General features: G+C 62.8%; 24 protein-coding genes. 16 read left to right on the top strand and 8 right to left on the bottom strand.

From position 1 onward, the window contains the following. Nucleotides 1–157 precede the first annotated feature (157 nt). The gene (locus ABLV49_RS12785) at nt 158–994 is read left to right on the top strand and encodes a VOC family protein (RefSeq protein ID WP_349276908.1); all 837 of its coding nucleotides are present in this window, start codon (nt 158–160) and stop codon (nt 992–994) included. A gap of 60 nt (nt 995–1,054) precedes the next feature. On the opposite strand, the gene ABLV49_RS12780 is transcribed toward ABLV49_RS12785, so the two are convergent. Then, nucleotides 1,055–1,984, bottom strand: a complete 930-nt coding sequence (locus tag ABLV49_RS12780; protein ID WP_349276906.1) for a LysR family transcriptional regulator — start codon at nt 1,982–1,984, stop codon at nt 1,055–1,057. Nucleotides 1,985–2,119: 135 nt separating this feature from the next. Here ABLV49_RS12780 and ABLV49_RS12775 point away from each other — a divergent pair, with 135 nt between their 5' ends. The 11 genes from ABLV49_RS12775 (at nt 2,120) to ABLV49_RS12725 (ending at nt 12,634) form a co-directional block, all read left to right on the top strand. Further along, nucleotides 2,120–3,058: a ketopantoate reductase family protein gene (locus ABLV49_RS12775; protein ID WP_349276904.1), complete on the top strand. Its 939-nt coding sequence runs from the start codon at nt 2,120–2,122 to the stop codon at nt 3,056–3,058. 30 nt (nt 3,059–3,088) lie between these two features. After that, entirely contained in the window at nt 3,089–3,487 is a 399-nt protein-coding gene (locus tag ABLV49_RS12770; protein WP_349276902.1) for a VOC family protein, read from the top strand. Nucleotides 3,488–3,525: 38 nt separating this feature from the next. Beyond that, on the top strand, nt 3,526–4,011 hold the full coding sequence (locus tag ABLV49_RS12765) for a MaoC family dehydratase (RefSeq protein WP_349276901.1): 486 nt from the start codon (nt 3,526–3,528) through the stop codon (nt 4,009–4,011). Nucleotides 4,012–4,071: 60 nt separating this feature from the next. Then, nucleotides 4,072–5,313, top strand: a complete 1,242-nt coding sequence (locus tag ABLV49_RS12760; RefSeq protein WP_349276899.1) for a CaiB/BaiF CoA transferase family protein — start codon at nt 4,072–4,074, stop codon at nt 5,311–5,313. After that, nucleotides 5,310–6,137, top strand: a complete 828-nt coding sequence (gene aroE, locus ABLV49_RS12755; RefSeq protein WP_349276897.1) for a shikimate dehydrogenase — start codon at nt 5,310–5,312, stop codon at nt 6,135–6,137. The genes ABLV49_RS12760 and aroE overlap by 4 nt, the downstream gene beginning before the upstream one ends. Nucleotides 6,138–6,317: 180 nt before the next feature. Beyond that, nucleotides 6,318–6,857: a TRAP transporter small permease gene (locus ABLV49_RS12750; protein WP_349276895.1), complete on the top strand. Its 540-nt coding sequence runs from the start codon at nt 6,318–6,320 to the stop codon at nt 6,855–6,857. 15 nt (nt 6,858–6,872) lie between these two features. After that, a complete protein-coding gene (locus tag ABLV49_RS12745; protein ID WP_349276893.1) occupies nt 6,873–8,150 on the top strand; it encodes a TRAP transporter large permease subunit in 1,278 nt (425 codons plus the stop codon). Between the two features lie 105 nt (nt 8,151–8,255). After that, nucleotides 8,256–9,260: a TRAP transporter substrate-binding protein gene (locus ABLV49_RS12740; RefSeq protein WP_349276891.1), complete on the top strand. Its 1,005-nt coding sequence runs from the start codon at nt 8,256–8,258 to the stop codon at nt 9,258–9,260. Between the two features lie 130 nt (nt 9,261–9,390). Next, on the top strand, nt 9,391–9,837 hold the full coding sequence (locus tag ABLV49_RS12735; protein ID WP_349276889.1) for a type II 3-dehydroquinate dehydratase: 447 nt from the start codon (nt 9,391–9,393) through the stop codon (nt 9,835–9,837). A 33-nt stretch (nt 9,838–9,870) separates the two neighbouring features. After that, nucleotides 9,871–11,769 (top strand): bifunctional sugar phosphate isomerase/epimerase/4-hydroxyphenylpyruvate dioxygenase family protein, encoded by a 1,899-nt coding sequence (locus ABLV49_RS12730; protein WP_349276887.1) that lies wholly within the window; start codon nt 9,871–9,873, stop codon nt 11,767–11,769. A 31-nt stretch (nt 11,770–11,800) separates the two neighbouring features. Beyond that, nucleotides 11,801–12,634 (top strand): shikimate dehydrogenase family protein, encoded by an 834-nt coding sequence (locus tag ABLV49_RS12725; protein WP_349276885.1) that lies wholly within the window; start codon nt 11,801–11,803, stop codon nt 12,632–12,634. Between the two features lie 79 nt (nt 12,635–12,713). Here the strand turns inward: ABLV49_RS12725 and ABLV49_RS12720 are convergent, their stop codons facing one another. Continuing rightward, nucleotides 12,714–13,910, bottom strand: coding sequence for an amino acid aminotransferase (locus tag ABLV49_RS12720; RefSeq protein WP_349276883.1), 1,197 nt, complete (start codon nt 13,908–13,910; stop codon nt 12,714–12,716). 173 nt (nt 13,911–14,083) lie between these two features. Between ABLV49_RS12720 and uvrB the strand changes: the two genes are divergently transcribed. Next, nucleotides 14,084–16,192: an excinuclease ABC subunit UvrB gene (gene uvrB, locus ABLV49_RS12715; RefSeq protein ID WP_349276881.1), complete on the top strand. Its 2,109-nt coding sequence runs from the start codon at nt 14,084–14,086 to the stop codon at nt 16,190–16,192. A gap of 131 nt (nt 16,193–16,323) precedes the next feature. On the opposite strand, the gene fdx is transcribed toward uvrB, so the two are convergent. From fdx to ABLV49_RS12685, 6 genes are all read right to left on the bottom strand, one after another. Then, nucleotides 16,324–16,659, bottom strand: a complete 336-nt coding sequence (gene fdx / locus ABLV49_RS12710; protein ID WP_011800965.1) for an ISC system 2Fe-2S type ferredoxin — start codon at nt 16,657–16,659, stop codon at nt 16,324–16,326. A 43-nt stretch (nt 16,660–16,702) separates the two neighbouring features. Further along, nucleotides 16,703–18,580 carry a Fe-S protein assembly chaperone HscA gene (gene hscA, locus ABLV49_RS12705; protein WP_349276879.1) on the bottom strand — a complete coding sequence of 626 codons (1,878 nt, stop codon included), beginning with the start codon at nt 18,578–18,580 and terminating at the stop codon, nt 16,703–16,705. Between the two features lie 11 nt (nt 18,581–18,591). Continuing rightward, nucleotides 18,592–18,915, bottom strand: a complete 324-nt coding sequence (iscA, locus tag ABLV49_RS12700; protein ID WP_011800967.1) for an iron-sulfur cluster assembly protein IscA — start codon at nt 18,913–18,915, stop codon at nt 18,592–18,594. A gap of 11 nt (nt 18,916–18,926) precedes the next feature. Beyond that, nucleotides 18,927–19,304 carry an iron-sulfur cluster insertion protein ErpA gene (erpA, locus tag ABLV49_RS12695; protein ID WP_349276876.1) on the bottom strand — a complete coding sequence of 126 codons (378 nt, stop codon included), beginning with the start codon at nt 19,302–19,304 and terminating at the stop codon, nt 18,927–18,929. 51 nt (nt 19,305–19,355) lie between these two features. Further along, nucleotides 19,356–19,808, bottom strand: a complete 453-nt coding sequence (gene iscU, locus ABLV49_RS12690; protein ID WP_011800969.1) for a Fe-S cluster assembly scaffold IscU — start codon at nt 19,806–19,808, stop codon at nt 19,356–19,358. 62 nt (nt 19,809–19,870) lie between these two features. After that, nucleotides 19,871–21,115 (bottom strand): IscS subfamily cysteine desulfurase, encoded by a 1,245-nt coding sequence (locus tag ABLV49_RS12685; RefSeq protein ID WP_349276874.1) that lies wholly within the window; start codon nt 21,113–21,115, stop codon nt 19,871–19,873. A 337-nt stretch (nt 21,116–21,452) separates the two neighbouring features. Between ABLV49_RS12685 and nifA the strand changes: the two genes are divergently transcribed. From nifA to ABLV49_RS12670, 3 genes are all read left to right on the top strand, one after another. Further along, nucleotides 21,453–23,162 (top strand): nif-specific transcriptional activator NifA, encoded by a 1,710-nt coding sequence (gene nifA, locus ABLV49_RS12680; RefSeq protein WP_349276872.1) that lies wholly within the window; start codon nt 21,453–21,455, stop codon nt 23,160–23,162. A 949-nt stretch (nt 23,163–24,111) separates the two neighbouring features. Next, the gene (gene nifB, locus ABLV49_RS12675) at nt 24,112–25,707 is read left to right on the top strand and encodes a nitrogenase cofactor biosynthesis protein NifB (RefSeq protein WP_349276870.1); all 1,596 of its coding nucleotides are present in this window, start codon (nt 24,112–24,114) and stop codon (nt 25,705–25,707) included. A 34-nt stretch (nt 25,708–25,741) separates the two neighbouring features. After that, the gene (locus ABLV49_RS12670; protein WP_011800976.1) at nt 25,742–25,936 is read left to right on the top strand and encodes a 4Fe-4S binding protein; all 195 of its coding nucleotides are present in this window, start codon (nt 25,742–25,744) and stop codon (nt 25,934–25,936) included. Nucleotides 25,937–25,956 lie beyond the last annotated feature (20 nt).

Below are 25,956 nucleotides of genomic sequence, written 5' to 3'. Positions count from 1 at the left end.
GAATTGCCGGACGAACTATAGGCAGGCATGACCAACGCGTCCATAGCCCAGGCGCTATAGGCTTGATTGCATCACGACATGAACATTATTTTTTTAAGGCAGTGGACTTTCCGGCCGCCATTGTCTAAATTGCACATTTTTAACGTCAGGCATCAAAATGAAACAGACCGTCTTCAACCGCGCCACCGAAGACGTGGGCAACATCGCCGAGTTCGGCCACGTCAATGTTCGGGTGCCGAGCCAGCAATGCGCGATCATTTTTTACATCATGGGGCTGGGCCTGACCCGCGACCCTTATTTGAGGACCGGCATCGACAACGCCTGGATCAACGTCGGCACCAGCCAGTTCCACCTGCCCGTCGGGCCGGCGCAGGTGCTGCGCGGGGTGATCGGCCTGATCATGCCCGATCTGGACGCGCTGATGGCGCGGCTGACCAGCATCCAGCCGCTGCTGCAGGACACCTGGTTCCGCTTTTCCCGCAGCGGCATGCTGGTCGAGGTGACCTGCCCCTGGGGCAATCGCATCCGCGTGCATGCGCCGGACGCCAAGCGTTTTGGGCGCATGCGTCTGGGCATGCCTTATGTCGAGATCAATACCGCTCCCGGCGCCGCGCAGGGTATCGCGCACTTTTACCGAAAGATGCTGGGTGCGCTGGCGAACTACGGCGTTGACGACGCCGGTGCCTTTGCGCGTATTCACATGGGCCTGCATGAATGCCTGGTTTTTCGCGAGACCGTTCATGCGCTGCCACCCTACGACGGCCACCATGTCCAGATCACCGTGGCTGATTTTTCGGGCGTTCACCGGCGGCTTCTTGAGCGCGGCCTGATCACCGAGGAAAGCAGCGAGAGCCAGTACCGCTTCCAGGACATCACCGACCTGGACAGCGGAAAAGTGCTCGCCACGATTGAGCACGAGGTGCGCAGCATGCGCCATCCGCTGTTTGCGCGTGTACTGGTCAACCGGCCGCTTGACCACGCTGGCGAGCGCTAGCAGCCCGTCAGGGGGCTGGATGTTTGCGCTATCAAAGTGATAGCTTTTTACGCATACCCATCAAGCGCAAGAGGCATATTTCATGAATAATTCGGCGCACACGCCGCGCAGCCATCGGTTGCCGGCATCGTGGTGGTACCTGGCATGCCAGTACTGCTTGACGGTGAAGCCGGGAATCTCGAACGGGCAGGGCAGCACGCGCAGGCCGGCCGCGCTTGCCAGTGTTTCACCGATCTGGCGGGGCAGGGTGGCAATCAGGTCGCTGGTGGACAAGATGGCAGAAAGGCCCAGAAAGCCCGGCAATTCGAGCAACACACGCCGCGCGATGCCCTGGCTTTTCAGGGCATCGTCCAGCAACTGGTAGCCCGTTCCCGACACAATGCCGATGTGGGCTTCGGCCGCGTAATCCTGCAATGTGAAAATTTCCCCGATGCGCGGGTGGCGGGCGTTGCACAGGCAAATCCAGTCCTGGCCGAACAGGGTCTGCTGGTAAAAACCGGCCTCCAGCCCCGGCACCAGGCCCAGCGCCAGATCGCCTTCGCCCGACTGCAGCGCCGGCGCCATGCGCGCGTCAATCGTGGCTGCCTCCAGCCGGACCTGGGGCGCCAGTGCGCGCACATGGGAAAACAAACGCGGCAGCAGCGTGATGTGGCTGGCGTCGGTCATGAAGATGCGAAAGCCGCGCTGCGCCGTGGCCGGGTCAAACCGCGATTCCGATTCGGACAGGCGGCGCAGTCCCTCCAGCACCTCGCGCACCGTGCCGATCAGCGCGTCGGTGCGCGGCGTGGGCAGCATGCCTTCGGGCGTGCGCACGAACAGCGGGTCACCGAGCTGCCTGCGCAGCCGGGCCAGCCAGATGCTGACCGTGGGCTGGCTTTGCCCTAGCTGCTCTGCGGCGCGCGTCACGCTGCGCGTGTTGTAGAGCAAATCCAGCAGCCTGAGCAGCTTGATATCGGCAAGCGCGGTATCGCCTTTGTCGGGTTGGGTCATGACGGTGGATTCCTTCTGGCCATAAAAATTTGCAATGAAGTGTATTGCAGGCACTTTGTTTACAACATGAAGGCGCAAAACTACCATTCGCCCCCAAGGGATGCCTGAGCCGTGTCCTGAACGTGGAGACAGGCTTTGAAAATTTGTGTACTGGGCGCCGGCGCCCTGGGGTGCGCCATCGGCGGCGTGCTGACCGAAGCGGGCAACGAGGTGTGGCTGGTCAACCGGGGCCAGGCCCATGTGGACGCCATGAAGCAGCACGGACTGGTGATGCGCGACCAGGGCGTTGACCGCGTGGTCAAAGTGCTTGCCACCACCGACTGCCATGAAATCGCCAGCACCGCCGGTCCTGTTGACCTGATCATCGTGCTGGTCAAGTCCTTTCACACCCGTGCGGCGATTGAAAGCGCCTTGCCCATCGTCGGCGAGCACACGGTCGTGATGTCGCTGCAAAACGGACTGGGCCATGAAGACACGCTGGCCGAGGTCGTGGGGCGCGGCAAGGTGCTGGCCGGCAAGACCTACGCGGGCGGCGTGATGCTAGCGCTGGGCCACATCATCGTCGGCACGCAGGGCAAGGAAACGCACATCGGCGAACTCGATGGCGGCATTTCTGATCGCGTGAGCCGCATCGCCGACACCTTCAACCGCGCCGGCTTGCTCACCACCGTCAGCTCCAACATCATGGGCACGATGTGGGACAAGCTGCTGGTCAACGTCGCCACCGGCGCGCTGAGCGGCATCACCCGTTTGCCTTACGGCGAGCTGTACCAGGTGCCTGAAGTGGAGGCCTGCGCCATCGCCGCCGTGGCCGAGGCCATGGCTGTGGCGCGTGCCAGCGGCATTCAATTGTCGATCACCGAGCCGCGCCAGCCATGGGTCATGGCTGCGGCTGGCTTGCCGCCCGAATTCAAGGCGTCGATGCTGCAAAGCCTGGAAAAAGGCTCGGTCACCGAAATCGACTACATCAACGGCGCCGTCGTCCGCCAGGGCGCCAAGGTCGGCGTGCCCACCCCCGTCAATCAGGCCCTGGTGGCCTGCATCAAGGGCGTTGAGCGGAGCCTGCCGCGCTAACACCCAACTATTTCCAAGGAAAGAGACAACATGGCTTACAGCAACAAATCCTATGTCGAACACGTCGCGGTGCGTGTCAAGGACATCCAGTGGCACATCAACTTCTTCCATGAAGTGCTGGGCATGGACGTGCGCGAGATCGACGGTCCGGCGGACGCGCCCAACCAGTACTGGACCCTTGGCGGCATGCAGTTCATGTCCTGCCCCGATTTCGAGGCGCCGCCCAGCAACGACGCGGGCTGGCTGGCGCACCTCGGCATCATGGTGGACGACCTGGAAGGCGCCTTGCAGGCGGCCCAGAGCTGGGGCGTGAAGGCGCTGCCGCAGGGCCGCAACTGGCTGCAGCTGCCCGACGGCCTGGCCATCGAGTTGATCCAGGCCCACGGCAACAGCGTCGCCGAAGCGCTGGCAGTCAAGCCCAGGGCCTGAGCCGGCTCATCGATTCAAAAACCTCAGGAGACATTCCCATGCCTAAACCGAATATCCAGTTCACCACACCCGAAAAATACTGGGACGACGCCCAGGTCGGCGACGAATGCACCAGCCCGACCTATCTGGTGACCGCCGAGCGCATTGACGCCTACGCCGAACTCACCGGCGACTTCACGCCCGTGCATGTAGACGAGGAATACGCCAACGCCTCGCACTTCGGCTGCCGCGTCGCCCATGGCCTGATGGGGCTGTCGGTGGCCGATGGCCTGAAGACCCAGTGCGAATACCGCTTCTTGCCCGGCATGTCGCTGGGCTGGACCTGGGACTTTTTGCTGCCGATCAAGATCAACGACGTGCTGCACATCAAATTTCATGTCGAAAGCATGCGGGCCTCCAAAAGCAAGCCCGGCTGGGGCATCGTGATTCTGCCCGCCGAGCTGATCAACCAGCACGGCCAGGTGGTGCAAAAGGGCGAGCACCGCCTGATGGTGCCGCGCCGCCCCACGGCGGCCACCGCCTGATGGTTGCTATTAAATATATAGCTATTAACGAAATACCCATATGCGCAAAGGACACTTTTAATGCTTGATTCAACCCAAAACAAGTCCACCCAGGCGCTGCCGCTGGCCGGCATCCGCGTGATCGACTACAGCCACTTCCTGGCCGGCCCGCACATGTCGCGCTGCCTCTCGGCCATGGGCGCCGAGGTCATCAAGGTCGAGCGGCCGGTGGCCGGCGATGCCGGGCGCGCCAGCCCGACCATGGTCAAGGGCCAGAGCGGCTATTTTCTACAGCAGAACATGGGCAAGCAGGGCCTGTGCATCAACCTGCGCGACCCGCGCGGCCTGGAGATGATGCACAAGCTGACCGACAGCGCCGACGTGTTCGTCGAGAACTACCGCCCCGGCGCCCTGAACAAGCTCGGCCTGGGGTATGAGGAGCTGTCCACGCGCAACCCCAAGCTCGTCTATTGCTCGGTGTCGGCCTACGGACACACCGGCCCCGACTCGCATCGGCCAGGGTTCGGGCTGATTGCCGAGGCCAAGAGCGGCGCAATGTCCTTGATCGGCGTGCCGGGCGAGCCGCCGCCGCTGTTTCGCATGCCGATTGCCGACATGTACGCCGGCATGCACGGCGTGTCGGCGATTTGCGCCGCGCTGTTCGGGCGCGTGACGAGCGGCCTGGGCCAGCACATCGACATCGCGCTGTACGACTGCATGATTTCGATGCACGACTTCGCCGCCCAGAGCTACCTGATGAGCGGCGGCACCGAGTTGCCGGTGCAGACCGGCCACGATTTGCCGCAGAGCACGGTGTATGGGGTTTTTGCCGCGAAAGACGGCTACCTGGTGATTGCCGCGCAGATGACGGACACCTGGAAAAGCCTGGCGAGACTGATTGGCGGCGAGGCCTATGCGCTTGACACCAGTCTGCACAGCCAGGCCGGGCGCAACGCCAACCGCGAATCGATCCTGGCCAATGTGCGCGAATGGACGCTGGCGCAGGACTCGGTTGAAGCGTGCTGCGCGGCGCTGGACGCCGCCGGTGTTCCGGCCGCGCCGGTGCAGACCATCGACAAGGTGCTCAGCGACCCGCAGACGCTGGCGCGCGACATGGTGGTCGAGCAAGACCACCCGCTGCTGGGAAAAATCAAGCTGCCCAACCTGCCGTTTCGCTTCTCCGGCTGCGACACCTCGCCCAGCGGCCCCGCGCCCATGCTGGGCCAGCACAACCGCGAGATTGCCGCGAGCGTGGGTTATTCGGCGCAGGACATCGACGCCATGGAGCAGGACGGCGTTCTTTATTCGGAGACACAGGCATGACTGATCGCTATGCCGTCATCGGCAACCCCATTCACCAGAGCAAATCACCCCTGATCCACGGCATGTATGCGCAAGCCACCGGCCAGGACATCGACTACACCGCCATCGAAGGCCCGCTGGGTGGCTTCGCCGGCGCGGTCGATGCCTTCCGCGTCGCCGGCGGCCGGGGCCTGAACATCACCACGCCGTTCAAGCTCGACGCCTTTGCCTACGCCACCGAATGCTCGGAGCGGGCGCAACTGGCGGGCGCGGCCAATGCCATGAAGTTCGACGGCGAGCGCGTGCTGGCCGAGAACTTTGACGGCGTCGGCCTGGTGCGCGACGTGGTCCACAACCTGAACACGCCGCTCAAGGGAAAACGCGTGCTGCTGCTGGGCGCGGGCGGTGCCGCCCGGGGCGGGCTGCTGCCCTTCCTGGAGCAGGAACCTGGCGAACTGGTGATTGCCAACCGCAGCGTGGACAAGGCGCATGAACTTGCCCGCATCGGCGCTGCTTCGGGCGCTGGTGTCGTGCGCGGCTGCGCTTACCAGGATCTGGCGGGGCAGACCTTCGACGTGGTGTTCAACGCCACCTCGGCCAGTTTGCGCGCCGAGCTGCCGCCGGTGCCGGCCAGCGTGTTCGCGCCCGGCTGCCTGGCCTATGAACTGGCTTACGGCAAGGGCCTGACGCCATTCCTGCGCCTGGCGCAAAACGCCGGCGTCCGGCAACTGGGCGACGGCGTGGGCATGCTGGCCGAACAGGCCGCCGAGGCCTTTGAATGGTGGCGCGGCGTGCGGCCCGACACTCGCGCGGTGATTGAAAAACTGACCGTTCCGCTGGTTTAAAACGCTGTGGGGTGAGCCGGAGCCTTGTCAGCGCAAGGTTCTGGGATTGATGCGCATCCAGCCATTTTTGCTATATCAGCTATGGCAAAAAGCATTCTGGAGTACAGGGTAAGCCCTGATTTGTGAAAACTAACTAGTTTGTACATTATGGGTTGAGCTTTTTTTAAAGGAGACAAATTCATGGTTAAGAAGTTGATCGACGGGTACTGCCGGTTCATCAGCTACCTGATCGCCGCAGCCCTGGCGGTGATGGTGGTGCTGGTGTTCGGCAACGTGTTCATGCGCTACGCCTTTGACTCGGGCTTCATCCTGTCGGAGGAGCTGTCGCGCTGGCTGTTCGTCTGGCTGACCTTCCTGGGTGCGGTCGTGGCCGTGCGCGACAACGGCCACCTGGGCACCGACATGCTGGTCGGACGACTGGGTCCGGCGGGCAAGAAAGTCTGCATGGGCCTGTCGCTGGTGCTGATGCTGTTTTGCCTGTGGCTGCTGTTCAAGGGCTCCTACGACCAGACGGTCATCAATTGGGACACGACGAGCGCGGTGATGGAGGTTTCCATGAGCTACTTTTACGCCTCGGGCATGGCTTTTTCCGTGCTCAGCGCGCCTATCCTGCTGGGCAATCTGTGGCGCCTGCTGACCGGCCAGATCGACGACGAGCATTTGCTCTTGATGCAGGAATCCGAAGACGCTCCACACGGCGATGCCGGCAAATCCCACTAACGCGCAAGGCTTGACATGACCATCCTCATTTTCCTGGGCTCCATGCTCGGCGCCATGGCGCTGGGCGTTCCGATTGCCTTTTCCCTGCTGCTGTGCGGCGCCGCGCTGATGTGGCACCTGAACATGTTCGACGCCCAGATCCTGGCGCAAAACGTGATCAACGGCGCCGACAGCTTTCCGCTGCTGGCCGTGCCCTTTTTCATGCTGGCTGGCGAGATCATGAATGCCGGCGGCCTGTCGCGGCGCATCGTGAACTTTGCCATGGCCCTCGTTGGCCATATCAAGGGCGGCCTCGGCTACGTGACCATCGTCGCGGCGGTCATCCTGGCCTCGCTGTCGGGCTCAGCCGTGGCTGATGCCGCCGCACTGACCGCGCTGCTCTTGCCCATGATGGTTGCCGCCGGGCATGACAAGGCTCGCTCGGCCGGATTGATTGCCTCGGCTGGCATCATCGCGCCCATCATCCCGCCGAGCATCGGTTTCGTGATCTTCGGCGTCGCCGCCAATGTGTCGATTTCCAAGCTGTTCATGGCCGGCATCTTCCCGGGCGTGTGGCTGGCTGTTGCACTGGTGGCCACCTGGTGGTACCTGGTGCGCAAGGAAGTGGTCGTGCCGCCTCCGCGCAAGACGGCGGCCGAAGTGGTCGAGGCGCTCAAACTGGCGACCTGGGCCTTGGTGCTGCCCTTCATCATTGTGTTCGGCCTGAAGTTCGGCGTGTTCACCCCGACCGAAGCGGCTGTGGTGGCGGCGGTGTACTCGCTGTTCGTTTCGACGCTCGTTTACCGCGAACTCAATATCAGGCAGCTGGTCCCGCTGTTCGTGTCTGCCGCCAAGACCTGTGCCGTGGTCATGTTCCTGGTCGCTGCCGCCATGGTCTCGGCCTGGCTGATCACGGTGGCCAACTTGCCGGCGCAAGTCGTTGCCCTGCTGCAGCCGCTGCTCGACAGTCCGCGCCTGCTGATGCTGGCGATCATGCTGCTGACCATGCTCGTGGGCACGGCGCTGGACATGACGCCGACCATCCTGCTCCTGACGCCGGTGCTCATGCCGGTGGTCAAGGCCGCGGGCATCGACCCGGTGTATTTCGGCGTGATGTTCATCATCAACAACGCCATCGGCTTGATCACCCCGCCCGTGGGTACGGTGCTCAATGCCGTGGCCGGCGTCGGCAAGATCAGCATGGACGAGGTGACCAAGGGCGTGATTCCTTTCATGATCGCGCAGTTCATCATCATGTTCCTGATGGTCGCGTTCCCGCAGCTCGTCATGGTGCCGGCCCGCTGGTTCTATTGAGTCACCACAGACGAGCGGCCGGGCGTGCGTGGGTACGCCACGCCTGGTCGCCATCATTCAATAAGCGTACAGCCGCCTTTGCTTTTTTAATCTAGGAGACAAGTCATGAAACGTTTAGTCCTCAAAACCATCGTCGCTGCTGTGGCCTTTGCAGCCTTTGGCATCGCCTCAGCCCAGGAGCGCACCATCAAGTTCACCACGCAGAATCCGGAAGGCCATCCGCTGGTGATGGGCATGCACAAGTTCGCCGACCTTGTCGCGGCCAAGTCCGGCGGCAAGATCAAGGTCAACCTGTTCCCCGGTGGCGTGCTCGGTGGCGACGGCCCGGTGATTTCGGCCATGCAGGGCGGCACCATCGAGATGGCGTCGATGAACACCAGTTACCTGGCCGGTCAGGTCAAGGAATTCGCGGTGTTTGATTTTCCGTTCATGTTCAGCAACAGCAAGGAGGCTGACGCCGTGGTCGATGGACCGTTCGGCAAGCAGATGCATGCCAAGCTCGATGCCAAGGGCCTGATCGGCCTGACCTACTGGGAACTGGGTTTTCGCAACATCACCAACAACAAGCGCGCCATCGTGAAGGTCGAAGACATTGCCGGCCTGAAGCTGCGCGTCATTCCCACGCCCATCAATGTGGACTGGGTCAAGACGCTCGGTGCCAACCCGACGCCCATGACCTTTGGCGAGGTGTACTCCGCACTGGAGCAAGGCGCCATTGACGGGCAGGAAAACCCGCTCACCGTGATTGCCGCCAACAAGCTGTTTGAAGTGCAAAAGTACCTCACCCTGACCAACCACCAGTACAACCCGCAATCAGTGCTGATCAGCAAGAAGTTCTGGGACACGCTGTCGCCGGCCGAGAAAAAGATCATCTCCGATGCCGCCGCCGAATCCACCGTTTACCAGCGCCAGCAGGCCCGCGCTCAGGCCACTACGGCGCTGGAAGCCGTGAAGAAGGGCGGGATGCAGGTCACCGAACTGGCTCCGGCCGAAGTGGACAAGCTGCGCGAGAAGATGCGCCCCGTGGTTGCCAAGTTCGCTGTTTCCGTCGGCCAGGAAACCGTCAAGGGCCTGCAGGATGCGCTGGCCCAGGCACGCGCTAGCAAATAAGCAAGTCTGCAGTTCAGCGCTTGCAGGCTGTTCGCGTGCGTGGCCAGGAGCAGCCCCTTGAGGAGCGGGCCACCCTCCGCACGCCAGACTGGAACGCCTTCTCTTAATGACCTGTATTTAAAGGATTCCCATGAAAATTCTCATGCTGCACGGCATCAACCACAACATGTTCGGCAAGCGCGACCCCAAGCAGTACGGCACCATCACGCTGGACGAGATCAATGCCGGCCTGGCTGCTTTGGGTACAGAGTTGGGTACGGACGTGGAATGCTTCCAGACCAACAGCGAAGGCGAGATGTGCGAGCGCATCCACCAAGGCTACACCGACGGCGTGGACGCGGTGCTGATCAACGCCGGCGCCTGGACGCACTACAGCTACGGCATTCGCGACGCGCTGGCCATTTTGACCTGCCCGATTGTCGAGCTGCACATGTCCAACATCCACGCCCGCGAGGCCTTCCGCCATGTCTCGGTGTTCGGCGAAATCGTCCGGGGCCAGATTTGCGGCTTCGGCGTGGACAGCTATTTGCTGGGGCTGCGCGCTGGCCATTCGGCAGCGCTGGCCGCCAAGGCCTGATCTTTCCAAATCATTGACCGAGTCGAGTTGACCATGCGCCATTCAATCGCCACTGTCTCACTGTCTGGAATGCTGCGCGAGAAACTACAGGCTGCAGCCGCTGCGCATTTCGATGGCGTGGAAATCTTTGAAAACGACCTGCTGCAGTTCCCGGGAACGCCGGCCGAGGTGCGCCGCATTTGCGAGGACCTGGGCTTGCGCATCGACATGTTCCAGCCGTTTCGTGATTTCGACGGCACCACGCCCGCGCAGGTCGCTCGCAGTCTGGAACGCGCCGAACGCAAGTTCGACGTGATGCAGGAACTGGGCACTGAATTGATTCTGGTGTGCTCGAACGTGCAGCCCGACGCGCTCGGCGATGTCGATCAGCTCGCCGGGCAATTCCACCAGCTCGCCGAACACGCCGGCAGGCGCGGCATGCGCATCGCCTACGAGGCGCTGGCCTGGGGCAGCAAGATCAAGCTCTGGTCCCAGGCCTGGAGCGTGGTCGAGCGCGTCAACCATCCGCACATGGGGCTGGCGCTTGACAGCTTTCACACGCTGTCGCTGCGCGACGACCCGAGCGGCATCGCCAGGCTGCCGGGCGAGAAGATTTTCTTTGTCCAGCTGGCCGATGCACCCTGGGTGAACACCGACGTGTTGACGCACAGCCGCCATTACCGCTGCTTTCCGGGCCAGGGCGAGATGGAGGTGACCAAGTTCACTGCAGCCGTGATCGAGTCGGGCTACAGCGGGCCGCTTTCGCTCGAAATCTTCAACGATGAATTCCGCTCCGCGCCGGCGCGGGCCAATGCGGTCGATGCCAGGCGCTCGCTGCTGTGGCTCGAAGACCAGGTGCGCCAGAGTCGGGCGAAGGACGCACCGCCTTGCAAGGCGCCGCTGTTCGCACCGCCGCCAGCGCCCGTGCTGACTGGATGGGCGTTCGTCGAGTTCGCCGTGGACCCGGCCGCAGGCGGCCGGCTGGCCGCGTGGCTGAAGGCGACTGGTTTTCACCGCATCGGCCATCACCGCTCGAAGAAGGTTGATCTTTATGGCCAGGGTGAGGTGCGCATCATCGTCAATCTGGAAGAGGATTCGTTTGCCCGCAGCCATTTTGAACAGCACGGCACCTCGGCCTGCGCCGTGGCGCTGGCCACGCCGGATGTCGCCGGGGCGCTGGCGCGCGCCGAAGCCTTGCTGTGCCCGCGTGTGAACGGGCGTGTGGGTCAGAACGAGCTGACCATTCCGGCGGTGCGCGCACCCGACGGCAGCCTGCTCTATTTTTGCGAAGCGCCGCAAGGTGGCCGCTACGCCTTTGAAGCCGACTTTGTGATGGACGAATCCGCCCTGCACGGCGGTGTACTGGGTGATACGGCACGTTTCGACCACCTGGTGCAGGCTGTGCCGGCCGGGCAGGTCGAGCCGTGGGTGCTGTTCCATCGTGCGGCGCTGGGCCTGGCGCCCGAGCGCAACGTCGTGATGCATGACCCCTACGGCGTGATCAGGAGCCGCGAGATTGAATCGACCGACCGTGAAGTGCGCGTGTCCATCACGGTTTCCGAACGCGACAACACCTCGGTGTCCCGTGCCGTGTCGAGCTTTCGCGGCGCTGGCGTTCAGCAAATTGCCATCGCAGTGACCGACCTGGTGGCAACGGCACGCGCACTCAAGGCATCGGGCGCGCTGCTGCTGCCGGTGCCGGCCAACTACTACGACGACCTGCTCGCCAGGTACGACATCGACGCCGGCTTGCTGGCGGCCATGCGCGAGCTGGGCATCTTGTACGACCGCGAAGCGGACGGTGGCGAGTTCCTGCATTTGTACCTCACGCCGTTTGACGACCGTTTCCATTTCGAACTGGTCGAGCGACGCCGGGGCTACGCCGGCTATGGCGCGCCGAACGCCCCGTCGCGTCTGGCGGCGATGGCGCAGTGGCGCCAGGCGCAACAGTAAAGCGGCACTGATTAACATCAAGGAGAACAACATGATCAACGGAAACACTGAAATCATTGCCCACATCGGCTTCCCCACCCACGCCTTCAAGGCGCCGATGATTTACAACCCCTGGTTTGAAAAAGCCGGCGTCAACGCCATCGTCGTTCCCATGGGCTGTCAGGCGCAGGACTACCCGGATTTTCTGCGCGCGGTTTTCAAGCTCGCCAACATCCGGGGCGCGCTCATCACCATGCCGCACAAGGTCACCACCGTTGGCTTGCTGGACGAGGTGTTTCCCACGGCCGCGATTGCCGGTTCGTGCAATGCCGTGCGCCGCACTGCCGACGGCCGCCTGCAGGGCGACATGTTTGACGGCGAAGGCTTTGTGCGCGGCGTGCTGCGCAAGGGCCTGACGCTCAAGGGCGCCCGGGCGCTGGTGGTGGGCAGCGGCGGCGTGGGCTCGGCCATTGCGGCGTCGCTGGCTGCGGCCGGGGTGGCGGCACTGAGCCTGTTTGATGTTCATGGGCCTTCCGCGCAGAGCTTGGGCGAGCGTCTGCGCCAGCACTATCCGGCGCTTGACGTCGTGGTCGGCTCCAACGACCCCGCAGGCTTTGACCTGGTGGTCAACGCCACGCCCATGGGCATGAACGAAGGCGACGCGATGCCGATGGACGTGTCGCGCATCGCCCCCGCTACCTTTGTGGGCGAGGTGGTGATGAAAACCGAGATGACTGCTTTTCTGGGGGCCGCGCAGGCGCGCGGCTGCCGGGTGCAGGTGGGCTCGGACATGCTGTTCGAGCAAATCCCCGCGTATCTGGAGTTTTTTGGACTCCCCAGCACCACGCCCGACGTGCTGCGCTCCATTGCCCGGCTGAGCTATTGAAGCTTGCGCCTGTTTCTGATCTTCGAAATCAGAACTTGCTTCAAGCGCGTCAAGCGTCCTTGCAGACGCTTGGCAGCCTTTAGATCACCTTGGCAATCGAGGCGCAAACATAGTCGATGTTCTTGCTGTTCAGCGCCGCCACGCACATGCGGCCGGTGTCGGTGCCATAGACGCCAAATTCATTGCGCAGACGAACCATCTGGTCCTTGGCTAAGCCCGAATAGCTGAACATGCCGATTTGCTTCGTGATGAAGCTCATGTCTTCCTTTACGCCGGCGGCCTTCAGTCCATCGACCAGCTTTTGGCGCATGGCCTTGATGCGCACCCGCATCTCGCCGAGTTCCTTTTCCCACAGGGCACGCAGCTCGGGCGTGTCCAGCACCATGGCCACCACCATGCCGCCATGAATCGGCGGGTTGCTGTAGTTGGTGCGGATGACGATCTTGAGCTGGCTCAGCACGCGGCTGGCTTCTTCCTTGCTCTCGCACAGCACGCTCAATCCACCGACGCGTTCGCCGTACAGGCTGAAGCTCTTGGAAAACGAGGTCGACACGAAAAAGTTCAGGCCGGCGGCGACAAACTTGCCAATCACCGCGCCGTCTTCGGCCAAGCCGTAGCCAAAGCCCTGGTAGGCCATGTCCAGGAATGCCACCAGGTTGTTGGCCTTGACGGCGGCAACCACTTCGTCCCACTGGGCGGCGGTGATGTCGTAGCCGGTCGGGTTGTGGCAGCAGGCGTGCAGCACGACGATGGTGCCGGCGGGCGCGGCATTGAGGGCTGCCAGCATGCCGGCGAAGTTGATGCCGCGCGTGGCCGCGTCGTAGTAGGGATAGCTTTCGACCGTGAAGCCGGCGTTGGTGAACAGGGCGCGGTGGTTTTCCCAACTCGGGTCGCTGATCAGCACCTTGGCATCGGGGTTCAGGTGTTTAAGGAAGTCGGCGCCGACCTTCAGGCCGCCGGTGCCGCCGATGCACTGCACGGTGGCGACCCGGCCCGACGTGACGGGCTCGCTGTCGGCGCCAAACACCAGGCCCTTGACGGCAGCGTCGTAAGCGGCAATGCCGTCAATCGGCAGGTAGCCACGCGCCTTGGGCGCTTCCATCATCTGTTTTTCAGCGGCCTGAACGCATTCGAGCAGCGGGAGTTTTCCGTTGTCGTCGTAATACACGCCCACGCCCAGGTTGACCTTGGCAGGGTTGGTGTCGGCGGCAAATTGCTCGTTCAGGCCCAGAATCGGGTCGCGCGGTGCCATTTCGACGGCGGTAAACAAAGACATGAAAGTATCCTCAGAGGGTGAAAATTCGCCTGAAGCCAGGCTGGGTTGACCGGTTTTCATGCCGGCAGTGATGTGTTCGTCGGCCAGTCAGGGGGTTGTAATTCCCATTTTTGCCCGAATGTCGTAATGTGTTTAATTGCCCCGAATTTTAACGGGGCTTGAATTGAGGTTTTATGCCAGAAACAATGGAAGTCATTCCTGAAGCAGCGGATTCAGCCGGCGTGGGCCAGTTCATCCGTTTTCCTGATTCGCCGTTTGAGTTGTTTCAGCCCTACCTGCCGGCAGGTGACCAGCCGCAGGCCATCGACAAGCTGGTCGAGGGCGTGCGCGACGGTGAGGCCTTTCAAACCCTGCTGGGCGTGACCGGCTCCGGCAAGACCTTCACCATGGCCAATGTGATTGCGCGGCTGGGCCGGCCGGCGATTGTGTTTGCGCCGAACAAGACGCTGGCCGCCCAGCTGTACAGCGAATTCCGCGAGTTTTTCCCGAGAAACGCGGTCGAGTATTTCGTCAGCTACTACGACTACTACCAGCCCGAGGCCTATGTACCGCAGCGCGATCTGTTCATCGAAAAAGACTCGGCCATCAACGAGCACATCGAGCAGATGCGGCTGTCGGCGACCAAAAGCGTGCTGGAGCGCCGCGACACCATCATCGTGGCCACTGTCAGCGCGATTTACGGCATTGGCGCGCCCGAGGATTACACCCAGATGCGTTTCATTGCCCGCACTGGCGACAAGATGGGCCAGCGCGACGTGATTGCACGGCTGATCCGCATGCAGTACAGCCGGAACGAAGCTGATTTTGCGCGCGGCACTTTCCGCGTGCGCGGCGATGTGATCGACATTTTCCCGGCCGAGCATTCCGAGCTGGCGATTCGCATCGAGCTGTTTGACGACGAGATTGAATCGCTGCAGCTGTTTGACCCGCTGACCGGGCGCATCCGCCAGAAAATCCCGCGTTTTGTGGTCTATCCGAAAAGCCATTACGTCACGCCGCGCGACAAGGTGCTGGCGGCGGTGGAAACCATCAAGCTCGAATTGTCCGAGCGGGTAGGGCAGTTCATTGCCGACGGCAAGCTGATCGAAGCCCAGCGCATCGAGCAGCGCACCCGGTTCGACCTGGAAATGCTGGGTGAAATCGGCCACTGCAAGGGGATTGAAAACTACACCCGGCACCTGAGCGCTTCGGCGCCGGGCTCGGCGCCCTCGACGCTGTGCGACTACCTGCCGAAGGACTCGGTGATGTTCCTCGACGAAAGCCACGTCATGATCGGCCAGCTCAACGCCATGTACAACGGCGACCGGGCGCGCAAGACCACGCTGGTCGAGTACGGCTTTCGCCTGCCCAGCGCGCTGGACAACCGGCCGCTCAAGTTCGAGGAGTTCGAGTCCAAGGTCAGGCAGGCGATTTTCGTCTCCGCGACGCCGGCCGCGTATGAAAAAGAGCATGCCGGGCAGGTCGTGGAGCAACTTGTCCGGCCGACAGGGCTGGTGGACCCGCAGGTTGAAGTGCGCCCCGCGACGCATCAGGTCGATGACGTGCTGCAGGAAATCCGGATTCGTGTGGAAATCAATGAACGGGTGCTGATCACCACGCTGACCAAGCGCATGGCCGAGCAGTTGACCGATTACCTGACCGAGAACGGCGTGAAGGTGCGCTATCTGCACAGCGATGTGGAGACGGTCGAGCGGGTTGAAATTCTGCGTGACCTGCGCCTGGGTACTTTTGATGTGCTGGTCGGCATCAACCTGCTGCGCGAGGGGCTGGACATTCCGGAAGTTTCGCTGGTGGCGATTCTGGATGCCGACAAGGAAGGTTTTTTGCGCTCGGAACGAAGCCTGATCCAGACGATTGGCCGTGCTGCCCGAAACCTCAACGGCCGCGCCATTTTGTATGCCGACCGGATCACCGACTCGATGAAAATGGCGATGGGCGAAACCGAGCGCAGGCGTAACAAGCAGCTGGCGTTCAACACCCTGCACGGCATCACGCCGCGCAGCATCGTCAAGCGCATCAAGGATTTGATCGACGGCGTGTATTCCGAGAAATCCGGCAAGGAAGCCGAAAAGCTCGAAATGCAAAAGGCGCTGGTCGAGGACATGAGCGAGAAAGACATCGCACGCGAAATCAAGCGCCTTGAAAAGCAGATGGTTGAACACGCGAAAAACCTGGAGTTTGAAAAAGCCGCCCGGGTTCGCGACCAGCTGCATGTGCTGAAACGGCAGGCTTTCGGCGCGCCCGGCAGCGACAATGTGGTGCCGATTCCATCAGCCGGCTGATGCCGCGCGATGAACCCAGGCCTGCGTAGGGCTGCTTGAAGCCCTCGAAGCAACTCATGTCTAGCGCCGTAGGAATCCTCTGCTTTCAGGCAGGGGAGGATGTCAAAGAGAACCGAAACTCCGAAAAACCCTCAATGCTCCCGCGCATGATTGCGTGTGTGGCGCGGAAACTCGATGGTCAGGTTGGTGTCCTTGACCTTGATGCAGCAGGCCAGGCGCGACTGGGCATCCAGGCCCCAGGCGTTGTCGAGCTGGTCGTTTTCCTCGTCGTCGGGCTCTTTCAGCGACGCGCCGCCTTCGCGCACGTACACATGGCAGGTGGCGCAGGCGGCCACCATCTCGCAGGCATGCTCGATGGCCACGCCGGCAGTCAGCAAACTTTCGCAGAGCGAGGCGCCGCGCCTGACTTCCAGGTCGCGGCCCTCGGGGCACAGGTCGGGGTGGGGCAGCAGGTGGACGAGGGGCATGGTGGGGGCTTTCTGGTAAGGGAGCACTCGTGGCCTTGACGCTTTAAGCCAGGCTGTCCATGGCGCGTCCGGCCAGCGCCTTGCGGATGGAGGCGTTCATGCGCCGGGCGGCAAATTCGTCGGTGACGGCGCCGAGCTGGGTCGTCCTGACGCGCAGTTCTTCAACCGGCGCCTGGGTTTCCAGCATGTCCGCGACCATGAACATGGCCTGGCGGATGGCAATCAGCTCTGACGCCGACAGCAGCGCTGCGTCTTCCTTCAGCGCAGCTTCGGTGGCATCTAACATGCGGCGCGCATCGACCTGGGCCTCGCGCAGTGAGCGCAGCAGCATGTCTTCCTGCGACGAGCCGATGGCATCTTGCAGCATGGCCGTGATCTGGTTGTCGGCCAGGCCATAGGAGGGCTTGACCTCGATGTGGGCTTCAACACCCGAGGCGGGGTCACGCGCTGTGACCGACAGCAGCCCGTCGGCATCAATCTGGAAACTGACACGAATATGCACCGCGCCGGCCATGGCGGGCGGAATGCCGCGCAGTTCGAACCGTGCCAGCGAGCGGCAATGGGCCACGGTTTCGCGCTCGCCCTGCAGGACATGCAGCGACATCGCGGTCTGGCCATCCTTGAAGGTGGTGAATTCCTGGGCGCGGGCAATCGGCAGGGTGGAGTTGCGCGGAATGATTTTCTCGACCAGCCCGCCCATGGTTTCGATGCCCAGCGACAGCGGGCACACGTCCAGCAGCAGCCATTCGTCGCCGCCCGGGCTGTTGCCGGCCAGCACATTGGCCTGCAGGGCCGCGCCGATGGCGACCACCTGGTCGGGGTCGATATCGACCAGCGGCTCGCGGCCAAAGAATTCATGCACCGCGTCGCGGGCAATCGGCATGCGGGTCGAGCCGCCGACCAGCACCACGCCGGTGATGTCGGCAATGCCCAGCTTGGCGTCGCGCAGCGCCCGTTTCGTGGCGGACATGGTGCGGGCGACCAGCGGGGCGCCGAGTTCGGCAAACCGGGCGCGGGAAAGTATGCCCTGGAGCGCGTCGCCTTCGGCACGGTTCAGTGACAGTTCAGCCGTTTCGGCATCGGAAAGCGTTTCCTTGGCTTTGCGGCTGGCGGCCAGCAGGCTGCGCTGCTGGCCGGGCGCCAGGGCGGCCAGGCCGGCAATGCCGTGCTGCGCGCAGAACCAGCCGGCAATGGCATGGTCGAAGTCGTCGCCGCCCAGCGCGGAGTCGCCGCCGGTGGCCAGCACCTCGAACACGCCCTTGGTCAGGCTGAGGATGGAAATGTCAAACGTGCCGCCGCCCAGGTCGTAAATCGCAAACGTGCCTTCGGCGGCCTTGTCCAGACCGTAGGCAATGGCGGCGGCCGTTGGCTCGTTGAGCAGGCGCAGCACCGTGAGGCCGGCCAGCCGGGCCGCGTCCTTGGTGGCCTGGCGCTGCGCGTCGTCGAAGTAGGCGGGAACGGTGATCACGACGCCCGCCAGCGGGCCGCCCAGCGTGGCTTCGGCGCGTTCGCGCAGGGCGGTCAGAATTTCAGCCGACACCTGCACCGGCGAGCGTTCGCCCGCGATGGTCGAGATGCCCAGCATGCCGGCGCCGTCGGTAAAGCGGTAGGGCAGACCGGCGGCTTCCTTCAGATCCGACAGGCTGCGGCCCATGAAGCGCTTGACCGAGACAATGGTGTTTTCGGGGTCATCGGCCTGGCTGTCTTGCGCCTCATGGCCCAGCTCAATGCCGCCGCCGGCCAGGTAACGAACGACCGAGGGCAGCAGCAAGGCGCCGTTCTCGTCGGGCAGGGCACGTGCCACGGCACTTTGCACGGTAGCGATCAGCGAGTTGGTGGTACCCAGGTCGATACCGGCGGCCAGACGGTGCTGGTGCGGTGCGGCGCTCTGGCCGGGCTCGGCGATTTGCATCAGTGCCATGTTGTGGACCCTTAAACAGCGAAGCTCTCGCCGCAGCCGCAATTGGCCTTGGCGTTCGGGTTGTTGAACTTGAAGCCTTCGTTCAGGCCTTCACGCACGAAGTCGAGTTCGGTGCCGTCCAGCATGGCCAGGCTGCGCGAGTCGATGATGATCTTCGTGCCATGCGTTTCAAAGGCCTGGTCGTCGGCGGTCATCGCATCGACGAATTCGAGCGCGTAGGCAAAGCCCGAGCAGCCGCTGGTCTTGACAGCCAGGCGCAGGCCGATGCCGCTGCCGCGCTTGGCCAGGGATTTTTCGACGTGGCGCGCCGCCGCAGGCGTCAGGGAAATACTCATGGCCTGGCCTCTTAAACGGAAAATGAACTGCCGCAGCCACAGGTGGACTGGGCGTTGGGGTTGTGAATCACGAAGCGCGAGCCTTCCAGGCCGTCTTCAAAATCGACGCGCGCGCCCAGCACGTACTGCAGGCTCATGGCATCGACCACCAGCGCCACGCCTTCGGTGACGATCAGCGTGTCGTCCTCGGCGGTCTGGTCGTCGAAGGCAAAGCCATAGGAAAACCCCGAGCAGCCGCCGCCGGTGACGTACAGGCGAAGCTTTAGGTCGGGGTTGCCTTCCTCGACGATCAGTTCGGCCACCTTGGCGGCGGCCGAGGTCGTGAATTCCAGCTGACCGGGCATGACGCCGGGCAGGGTGGGGCTGGCAATGTTCAGAGCTGCTTCCATTTTGGATTCCTTTGTGGGCGGTGCCGTGGGCGGAGGATGGGGGTTAGAGAGTTAGAGAGTGGGGGCGGGCGTGCTGGAGGCGCAGACGGGCTGCTCGGTCAGGATCGTGGCGGCGCCGGAGCCGGCCGGGTGGCGCGCGCGGAAGTCGGCCACGGCGGCCTTGATGGCGTCTTCGGCCAGGATGGAGCAGTGGATCTTGACCGGCGGCAGGGCCAGCTCTTCGGCGATGTCGGAATTCTTGATGGCCAGGGCTTCGTCCAGCGTGCGGCCGCGCACCCATTCCGTCACCAGCGAGCTGGAGGCGATGGCCGAGCCGCAGCCGTAGGTCTTGAACTTGGCGTCCTCGATCACGCCCTCGGCGTTGACGCGGATCTGCAGCCGCATCACATCGCCGCAGGCGGGCGCGCCGACCATGCCGGTGCCAACGCTGTCGTCTCCGGCCTCGAAGGCGCCAACATTGCGCGGGTTTTCGTAGTGGTCAACGACCTTATCGCTGTATGCCATAAAAATTCTCCGTAAGAAGTAGGGATGAACAGTGGGGATGGACGGGCGGGTTGAATCCGGACTCAGTGTTCTGACCACTGGATGGTGCTGAGATCGACGCCGGCCTGCACCATGTCCCAGAGCGGGCTCATGGCGCGCAGCCTGGTCACAACCTGGGTGACCTGTTCAATCGTGAAATCTATGTCTTCCACCGTGGTGAAGCGGCCGATGGAAAAGCGCACCGAGCTGTGGGCCAGTTCGTCGCTGCGGCCCATGGCGCGCAGCACATAGCTGGGCTCCAGGCTGGCCGAGGTGCAGGCCGAGCCCGATGACACGGCCACGCCCTTGATGCCCATCAAGAGCGACTCGCCCTCGACATAGTTGAAGCTGGCGTTCAGGTACTGCACGGCGCGGTGGTCGGCATCGCCGTTGAGCACCACGGCATCCATCTTCAGGAAGCCGGCCCAGAGCCGCTCGCGCAGCATGGCAATGCGGGCGTTGTCGGCGGCCATGCATTCGCGGGCCAGCCAGAAGGCCTCGCCCATGCCGACGATCTGGTGCGTGGGCAGGGTGCCCGAGCGCATGCCGCGCTCGTGGCCGCCGCCGTGCATCTGGGCGTCGATGCGGATGCGGGGCTTGCGCCGCACGTACAAAGCGCCAACGCCCTTGGGGCCGTAGATCTTGTGCGCCGACAGCGACATCAGGTCAATCGGCAATTGCTCCAGGTCAATCACCACCTTGCCGGCGGCCTGCGCGGCATCGACATGCAATATCACGCCCTTGGCGCGGCAAATCGCGCCGATGGCGGCGATGTCCTGGATCACGCCGGTTTCGTTGTTGACGAACATCACCGAGGCCAGCACCGTGTCGGGACGCAGCGCGGCTTCAAACACCGCCAGGTCCAGCAGTCCGCTGGCCAGCACCGGCAGCACCGTGACTTCGTAGCCTTCGCGTTCCAGTTCGCGCATGCTGTCCAGGACCGCCTTGTGCTCGGTCGCCAGCGTGACCAGGTGCTTGCCCTTGGCCTTGTAGAAATGGGTCGCGCCCTTGATGGCCAGGTTGTTCGATTCGGTGGCGCCCGAGGTCCAGACGATTTCGCGCGGGTCGGCATTGATCAGCGCGCAGACCTGTTCGCGGGCCAGTTCCACGGCTTCGTCGGCCGCCCAGCCGTAGGCATGGGAGCGGCTGGCCGGGTTGCCGTAAAGCTCCGTCAGGTAGGGCATCATTTTGCTGGCGACGCGGCGGTCCACCGGGGTGGTGGCCGCATAGTCAAGGTACACGGGCTGGGGCGCCCGGTGGGTGGCTTTGTCGCGACTGAGGTCCGTCATGGCAGGCTCCTGGAATGAGAGGTGAGACATCCCTGTACCGCAATTTCGGTGCCATGCGTTTTGTCGCTTGAAACGCTGACTTTGGTCTGTTGATTGTTGTTTTTGTATGCCATCGGCGCTCAAGGGCGCCGCCCGCTTGTCTTGTTTGTCGGAAACAGGCATGTGGCGTGGATTTCACAATCCCTCATCATGTTTGGTGTATTTGGTACGTTTCTTGCATGAGTTATTCTTGAGACCGTTGCATCGTCACCGAGTCCCGTTGCTGGTGCAGATCAGGGTCCGGGCGCCAGGCGGTTCGATGCGGCAGGCCCTATGTTGCACAAAACCGGGACTCAACATGGTGAATACACAAATGACTGAAGCTCGGCGCGAGCTGAATGCGGTTTATGAAGTCAGCAAGACGCTGGCCACTTCGCTGGACGTTGCCAAGACCTTTCGCGAAGCATTGAACTATCTGGTGCAGGCCTTTGACTGGCGTCGTGCCTTCGTGGTGATTGGTGAGCCCGAAGGCCGGCTGCGCGGTCTGTGCGCCGTGGGCCTCACGCGCGAGGAGCAGCAGCGCCTGCAGTTCCAGTCCGGCGAAGGAATCGTCGGCCGGGTCTATGCCAATGGCATTCAGGTCATGGTGCCCGACGTGAACGCCGAGCCGCTGTTTCTCAATCGCACGGGCGGCGCCGACCAGTCCCCGGGAGTTGGCGTTGCCATGCTGGTCACGCCCATTCGCGCCGACCGCCGAACCGTTGGCGTGCTGGCCATCGACTGCCTGAACCCCGGTGAGCGTCGCGGATTCTCCGACAACCTTCAGCTGCTCAAGATGGTCGCCACGCTCATGGGGCAGGCGCTGCTGCTGAACCGCAGCGTCAGTGCCGCGCACGACAGCCTGCAGGACGAGGTGCGCCGCATGCACAAGGTGCTCAAGCCCAGCAAGCAGATCGAGCAGGTGGTCGGTATTTCCGCGCCGATGCAGGACGTGTTCGAGCAGGTCCACCAGGTCGCGCCGGCGCGCACCACGGTGCTGCTGCGCGGCGAGAGCGGCACCGGCAAGGAGGTGATTGCGCGCGCGATTCATAACCTTTCGCCGCGCAAGCGCGAAGCCTTTGTCTGTGTCAACTGTGCGGCGCTGACCGAATCGCTGCTTGAAAGTGAGCTGTTCGGCCACGAGAAAGGCTCCTTCACCGGCGCGCAGGGCCAGCGCAAGGGCCGCTTCGAGTTGGCGCATGGCGGCACGCTGTTCCTGGACGAAATCGGCGATATTTCAGCCGCGTTCCAGGCCAAGCTGCTGCGCGTGCTGCAGGAGCGTGAATTCGAGCGGGTCGGTGGCTCGGCCCCGGTCAAGGTGGATGTGCGGCTGATTCTGGCCACCAACCGTAACCTTGAGCGCATGGTGCAGGCTGGCGAGTTCCGCGCCGATCTTTACTACCGCATCAACGTGGTCAGCATCCAGCTGCCGCCGCTGCGGGAGCGGCGCGAGGACATTCCGGCGATGGCTGGGCATTTCCTGGCGCGCTTCAACCGCGAGAACGTGCGCGCCATCCAGTTCAGCCCGGCCGCCATGCGGGTGCTGAGCAGCTGCTACTGGCCCGGCAACGTGCGCGAGCTGGAGAACTGCGTCGAACGCACGGCCACCATGACGCATGACAACGTCATCAACGATCTGGCGTTTCCATGCCAGAGCAACCGCTGCCTGACCCAGGTGCTGCATCACAACGAACGCATCGACGCGGTGCGTCCCGCGCGACTGGCCGACATTCCAATCACCGAAGTGCCTATGGTCCCGCCGCGTTCCGATGCCGGCGGCAACGCCGGCCTGCCGCTACCCGCCGATTCCAGGCCGCAAGCCACCGCTTTCGACGATGGCATGGATGAGTCCGATGAGGCGCTTACCCGAACCGACGATGGCAAGCCCGACGGCGAGCGCGAACGGCTGGTCTGGGCGATGGAGCGCTGCGGCTGGGTTCAGGCCAAGGCGGCCCGCCTGCTGAAGATATCGCCACGCCAGATGGGCTACGCGCTGCAAAAGCACGACATCGAAGTGCGCAAGTTTTGAGTGGTTTTTCAGGCTGGTTTGGTGGTCGCTGCTTTTTTACTCCTTTATTGATAGCTGCTCACGACCGTCCTTATTGCGCAAGAGCACTGAAACGCTTGTAATTTCTTAATTATTCAGTGCATGCTGCGGGCTGGCGCTTGGCTTGAGGCTTTTGCGAAATCCTGTGCTTGATTTGTGGCTGGGTTGGCGCTTCTGGGTTGGGCTGGCCGGGAGTCGCCCGGCGGCGACTCACTTTCTTTTGCTTCGCCAAAAGAAAGTAAGCAAAGAAAAGGCGACCCTACTGTCTGCGACCCTACGCTTCGCTTCGGGCACCCTGCGGTGCTCAGTCCAGCCGGGGTCTCGTGCAAACTCGGCTATCGCCTCAAACAAGCACGAGCCCTGATCCGTCTGGCCTTCCGCTCCTCAGCGCTGACAGAAGGGGGCTCGGGGAAAAAACCAATACCAGCAGCCCAACAGCCGAATACGCAGAGCGCGCCATGCGCGCTCTGCTCCCGACTCCGACTCCGAATCCGACCCCAAACCCGTCCTGGCCGGGCCTGTGCTGCGCCGCAAAAGCGGGATCAGGGCCGCGCGCTGTTTGAGCGAAGCGAGTTTGCGCGGACCCCCGCTTTTGTGGCGTAGCGCAGGTTGCCCGAAGCGAAGCGTAGGGACTCGGACTGCGGGTCGCCTTTCTTTTGCTTACTTTTCTTTGGCGAAGCAAAGAAAAGTGAGTCGCTGCCGGGCGACTCCCGGCCAGCCCAACCACGCAAAGCCAGCCCAACCACGAAGCGCCACAGAGTCTTGTGGCCTTTGTCGCATCACTGACAACAGCTTGAAAAAATTGTGCGCCATGTCGCATGTGACACATCCGACAAATCCTTCAACTCATTGATTTATAAGGATTTTTTAGCTGGCATGGATTTAGCTATAGAACTCCCATGCGGCCATGGTCGGTCGCGAAAGGGTTTCCATGCAAGCAAGCGCAAACACCGGTTCCATGCCCGCCACAACCTATGTCAGCATAGGTCAGATCAAACCCCTGGGGGCCGCACTCGAACTGCCGAAAAGCAGTGGCGGCTGCGATACGCTCGATGACGAAAGCAAGGCCACTTGCGGAACGTCAGCCGGCCCCGACGACATGCCGCTAGAGATCTGGGACAAGGTCAAGAACCACCCTTGCTACTCCGAAGAAGCCCACCACCACTACGCCCGGATGCACGTCGCCGTGGCGCCGGCCTGCAACATCCAGTGCAATTACTGCAACCGCAAATACGACTGCAGCAACGAATCGCGCCCCGGCGTGGTCTCGCAAAAGCTGACGCCCGAGCAGGCCGTCAGGAAGGTCGTGGCCGTGGCCAGCGAGATTCCGCAAATGACGGTGCTTGGCGTGGCCGGCCCCGGCGATTCGCTGGCCAACCCGAAAAAGACCTTCGACACCTTCCGCATGCTGCAGGAGCAGGCGCCCGACATCAAGCTGTGCATGTCCACCAACGGCCTGGCGCTGCCCGAGCTGGTCGATGAAATCTGCCAGTACAACATCGACCACGTCACCATCACCATCAACATGGTCGATCCGGCCATCGGCGAAAAAATCTATCCGTGGATTTTCTGGAACCACAAGCGCATCACCGGCTATGAAGCCTCCAGGATATTGCACGAGCAGCAGATGAAGGGCCTGGAGATGCTCACCGCGCGCGGCGTGCTGACCAAGATCAACTCGGTGCTGATTCCCGGCATCAACGACGAGCACCTGATCGAAGTGAACCGCGAAGTCAAGAAGCGCGGCGCCTTCCTGCACAACATCATGCCGCTGATCTCCGAAGCCGAGCATGGCACGGTGTTCGGCCTGACCGGCCAGCGCGGCCCGTCGGCTTCCGAGCTGAAAGCCGTGCAGGACGCCTGCATGGGCGGCGCCAACCTGATGCGCCACTGCCGCCAGTGCCGCGCCGATGCCGTCGGCCTGCTGGGCGAAGACCGCAGCGAGGAGTTCACCATGGACAAGTTAGAGCAGATGGAAGTCGTTTATGACCTGGGCAAGCGCAAGACTTACCAGGACAAGGTCGAGGTCGAGCGCCAGGCCCAGCATGCCGCCAAGCAGGAAGCGCTGGCTGCGTCCAGCGCGCTGATGGCCGGCGATGACCTGCAGGTTCTGGTGGCCGTGGCCACCAAGGGCGGCGGCCGCGTCAACGAGCACTTCGGCCACGTCACTGAATTCCAGGTCTTTCAGGTCTCGGCCGCCGAAGCGTTGTTCGTCGGCCACCGCCGCGTGGACCAGTATTGCCAGGGCGGCGAGGGCGACGACGAGCAGCTGCCATCGGTGGTTCGCGCCATCAACGACTGCCATGCGGTGCTGGTCGCCAAGATCGGCGCCTGCCCGAAGGATGACCTGACCGCCGCCGGCATCGAGGCGGTTGACCAGTATGTCGGCGAGTTCATTGAAAAAGCCGCGCTGGGCTGGTTCAACGACTACCGCAGCCGCATCGCCAGCGGCGCCGTGGTTCACCAGAACCGTGGCGACGCGCAGATTCGCCAGGGCGCTTTCACCGGTCTGGCCGAAGCCGCCTAAAGTTTTTCACCCCCAACCTTATCGGAGACCCACCATGCCACTCAAGATCATCGCCTCCACCTGCACCGCCTGCTCCGCCTGCGAGCCTGAATGCCCGAATGTCGCCATCCGCGAAAAAGGCGGCACCTACGTCATCGACCCGAAAAAATGCACCGACTGCGAGGGTCACTTTGATGAGCCTCAGTGCATCGCCGTTTGCCCGGTGGATGGCTGCATCGTCAAGATCTGATTCCGCCTTACAAAAGGATT

The organism is Polaromonas hydrogenivorans, from assembly GCF_040105105.1.
In the GTDB taxonomy this organism is placed as follows: domain Bacteria; phylum Pseudomonadota; class Gammaproteobacteria; order Burkholderiales; family Burkholderiaceae_C; genus Polaromonas; species Polaromonas hydrogenivorans.
This window is presented reverse-complemented; position numbering and strand designations above follow the sequence as displayed.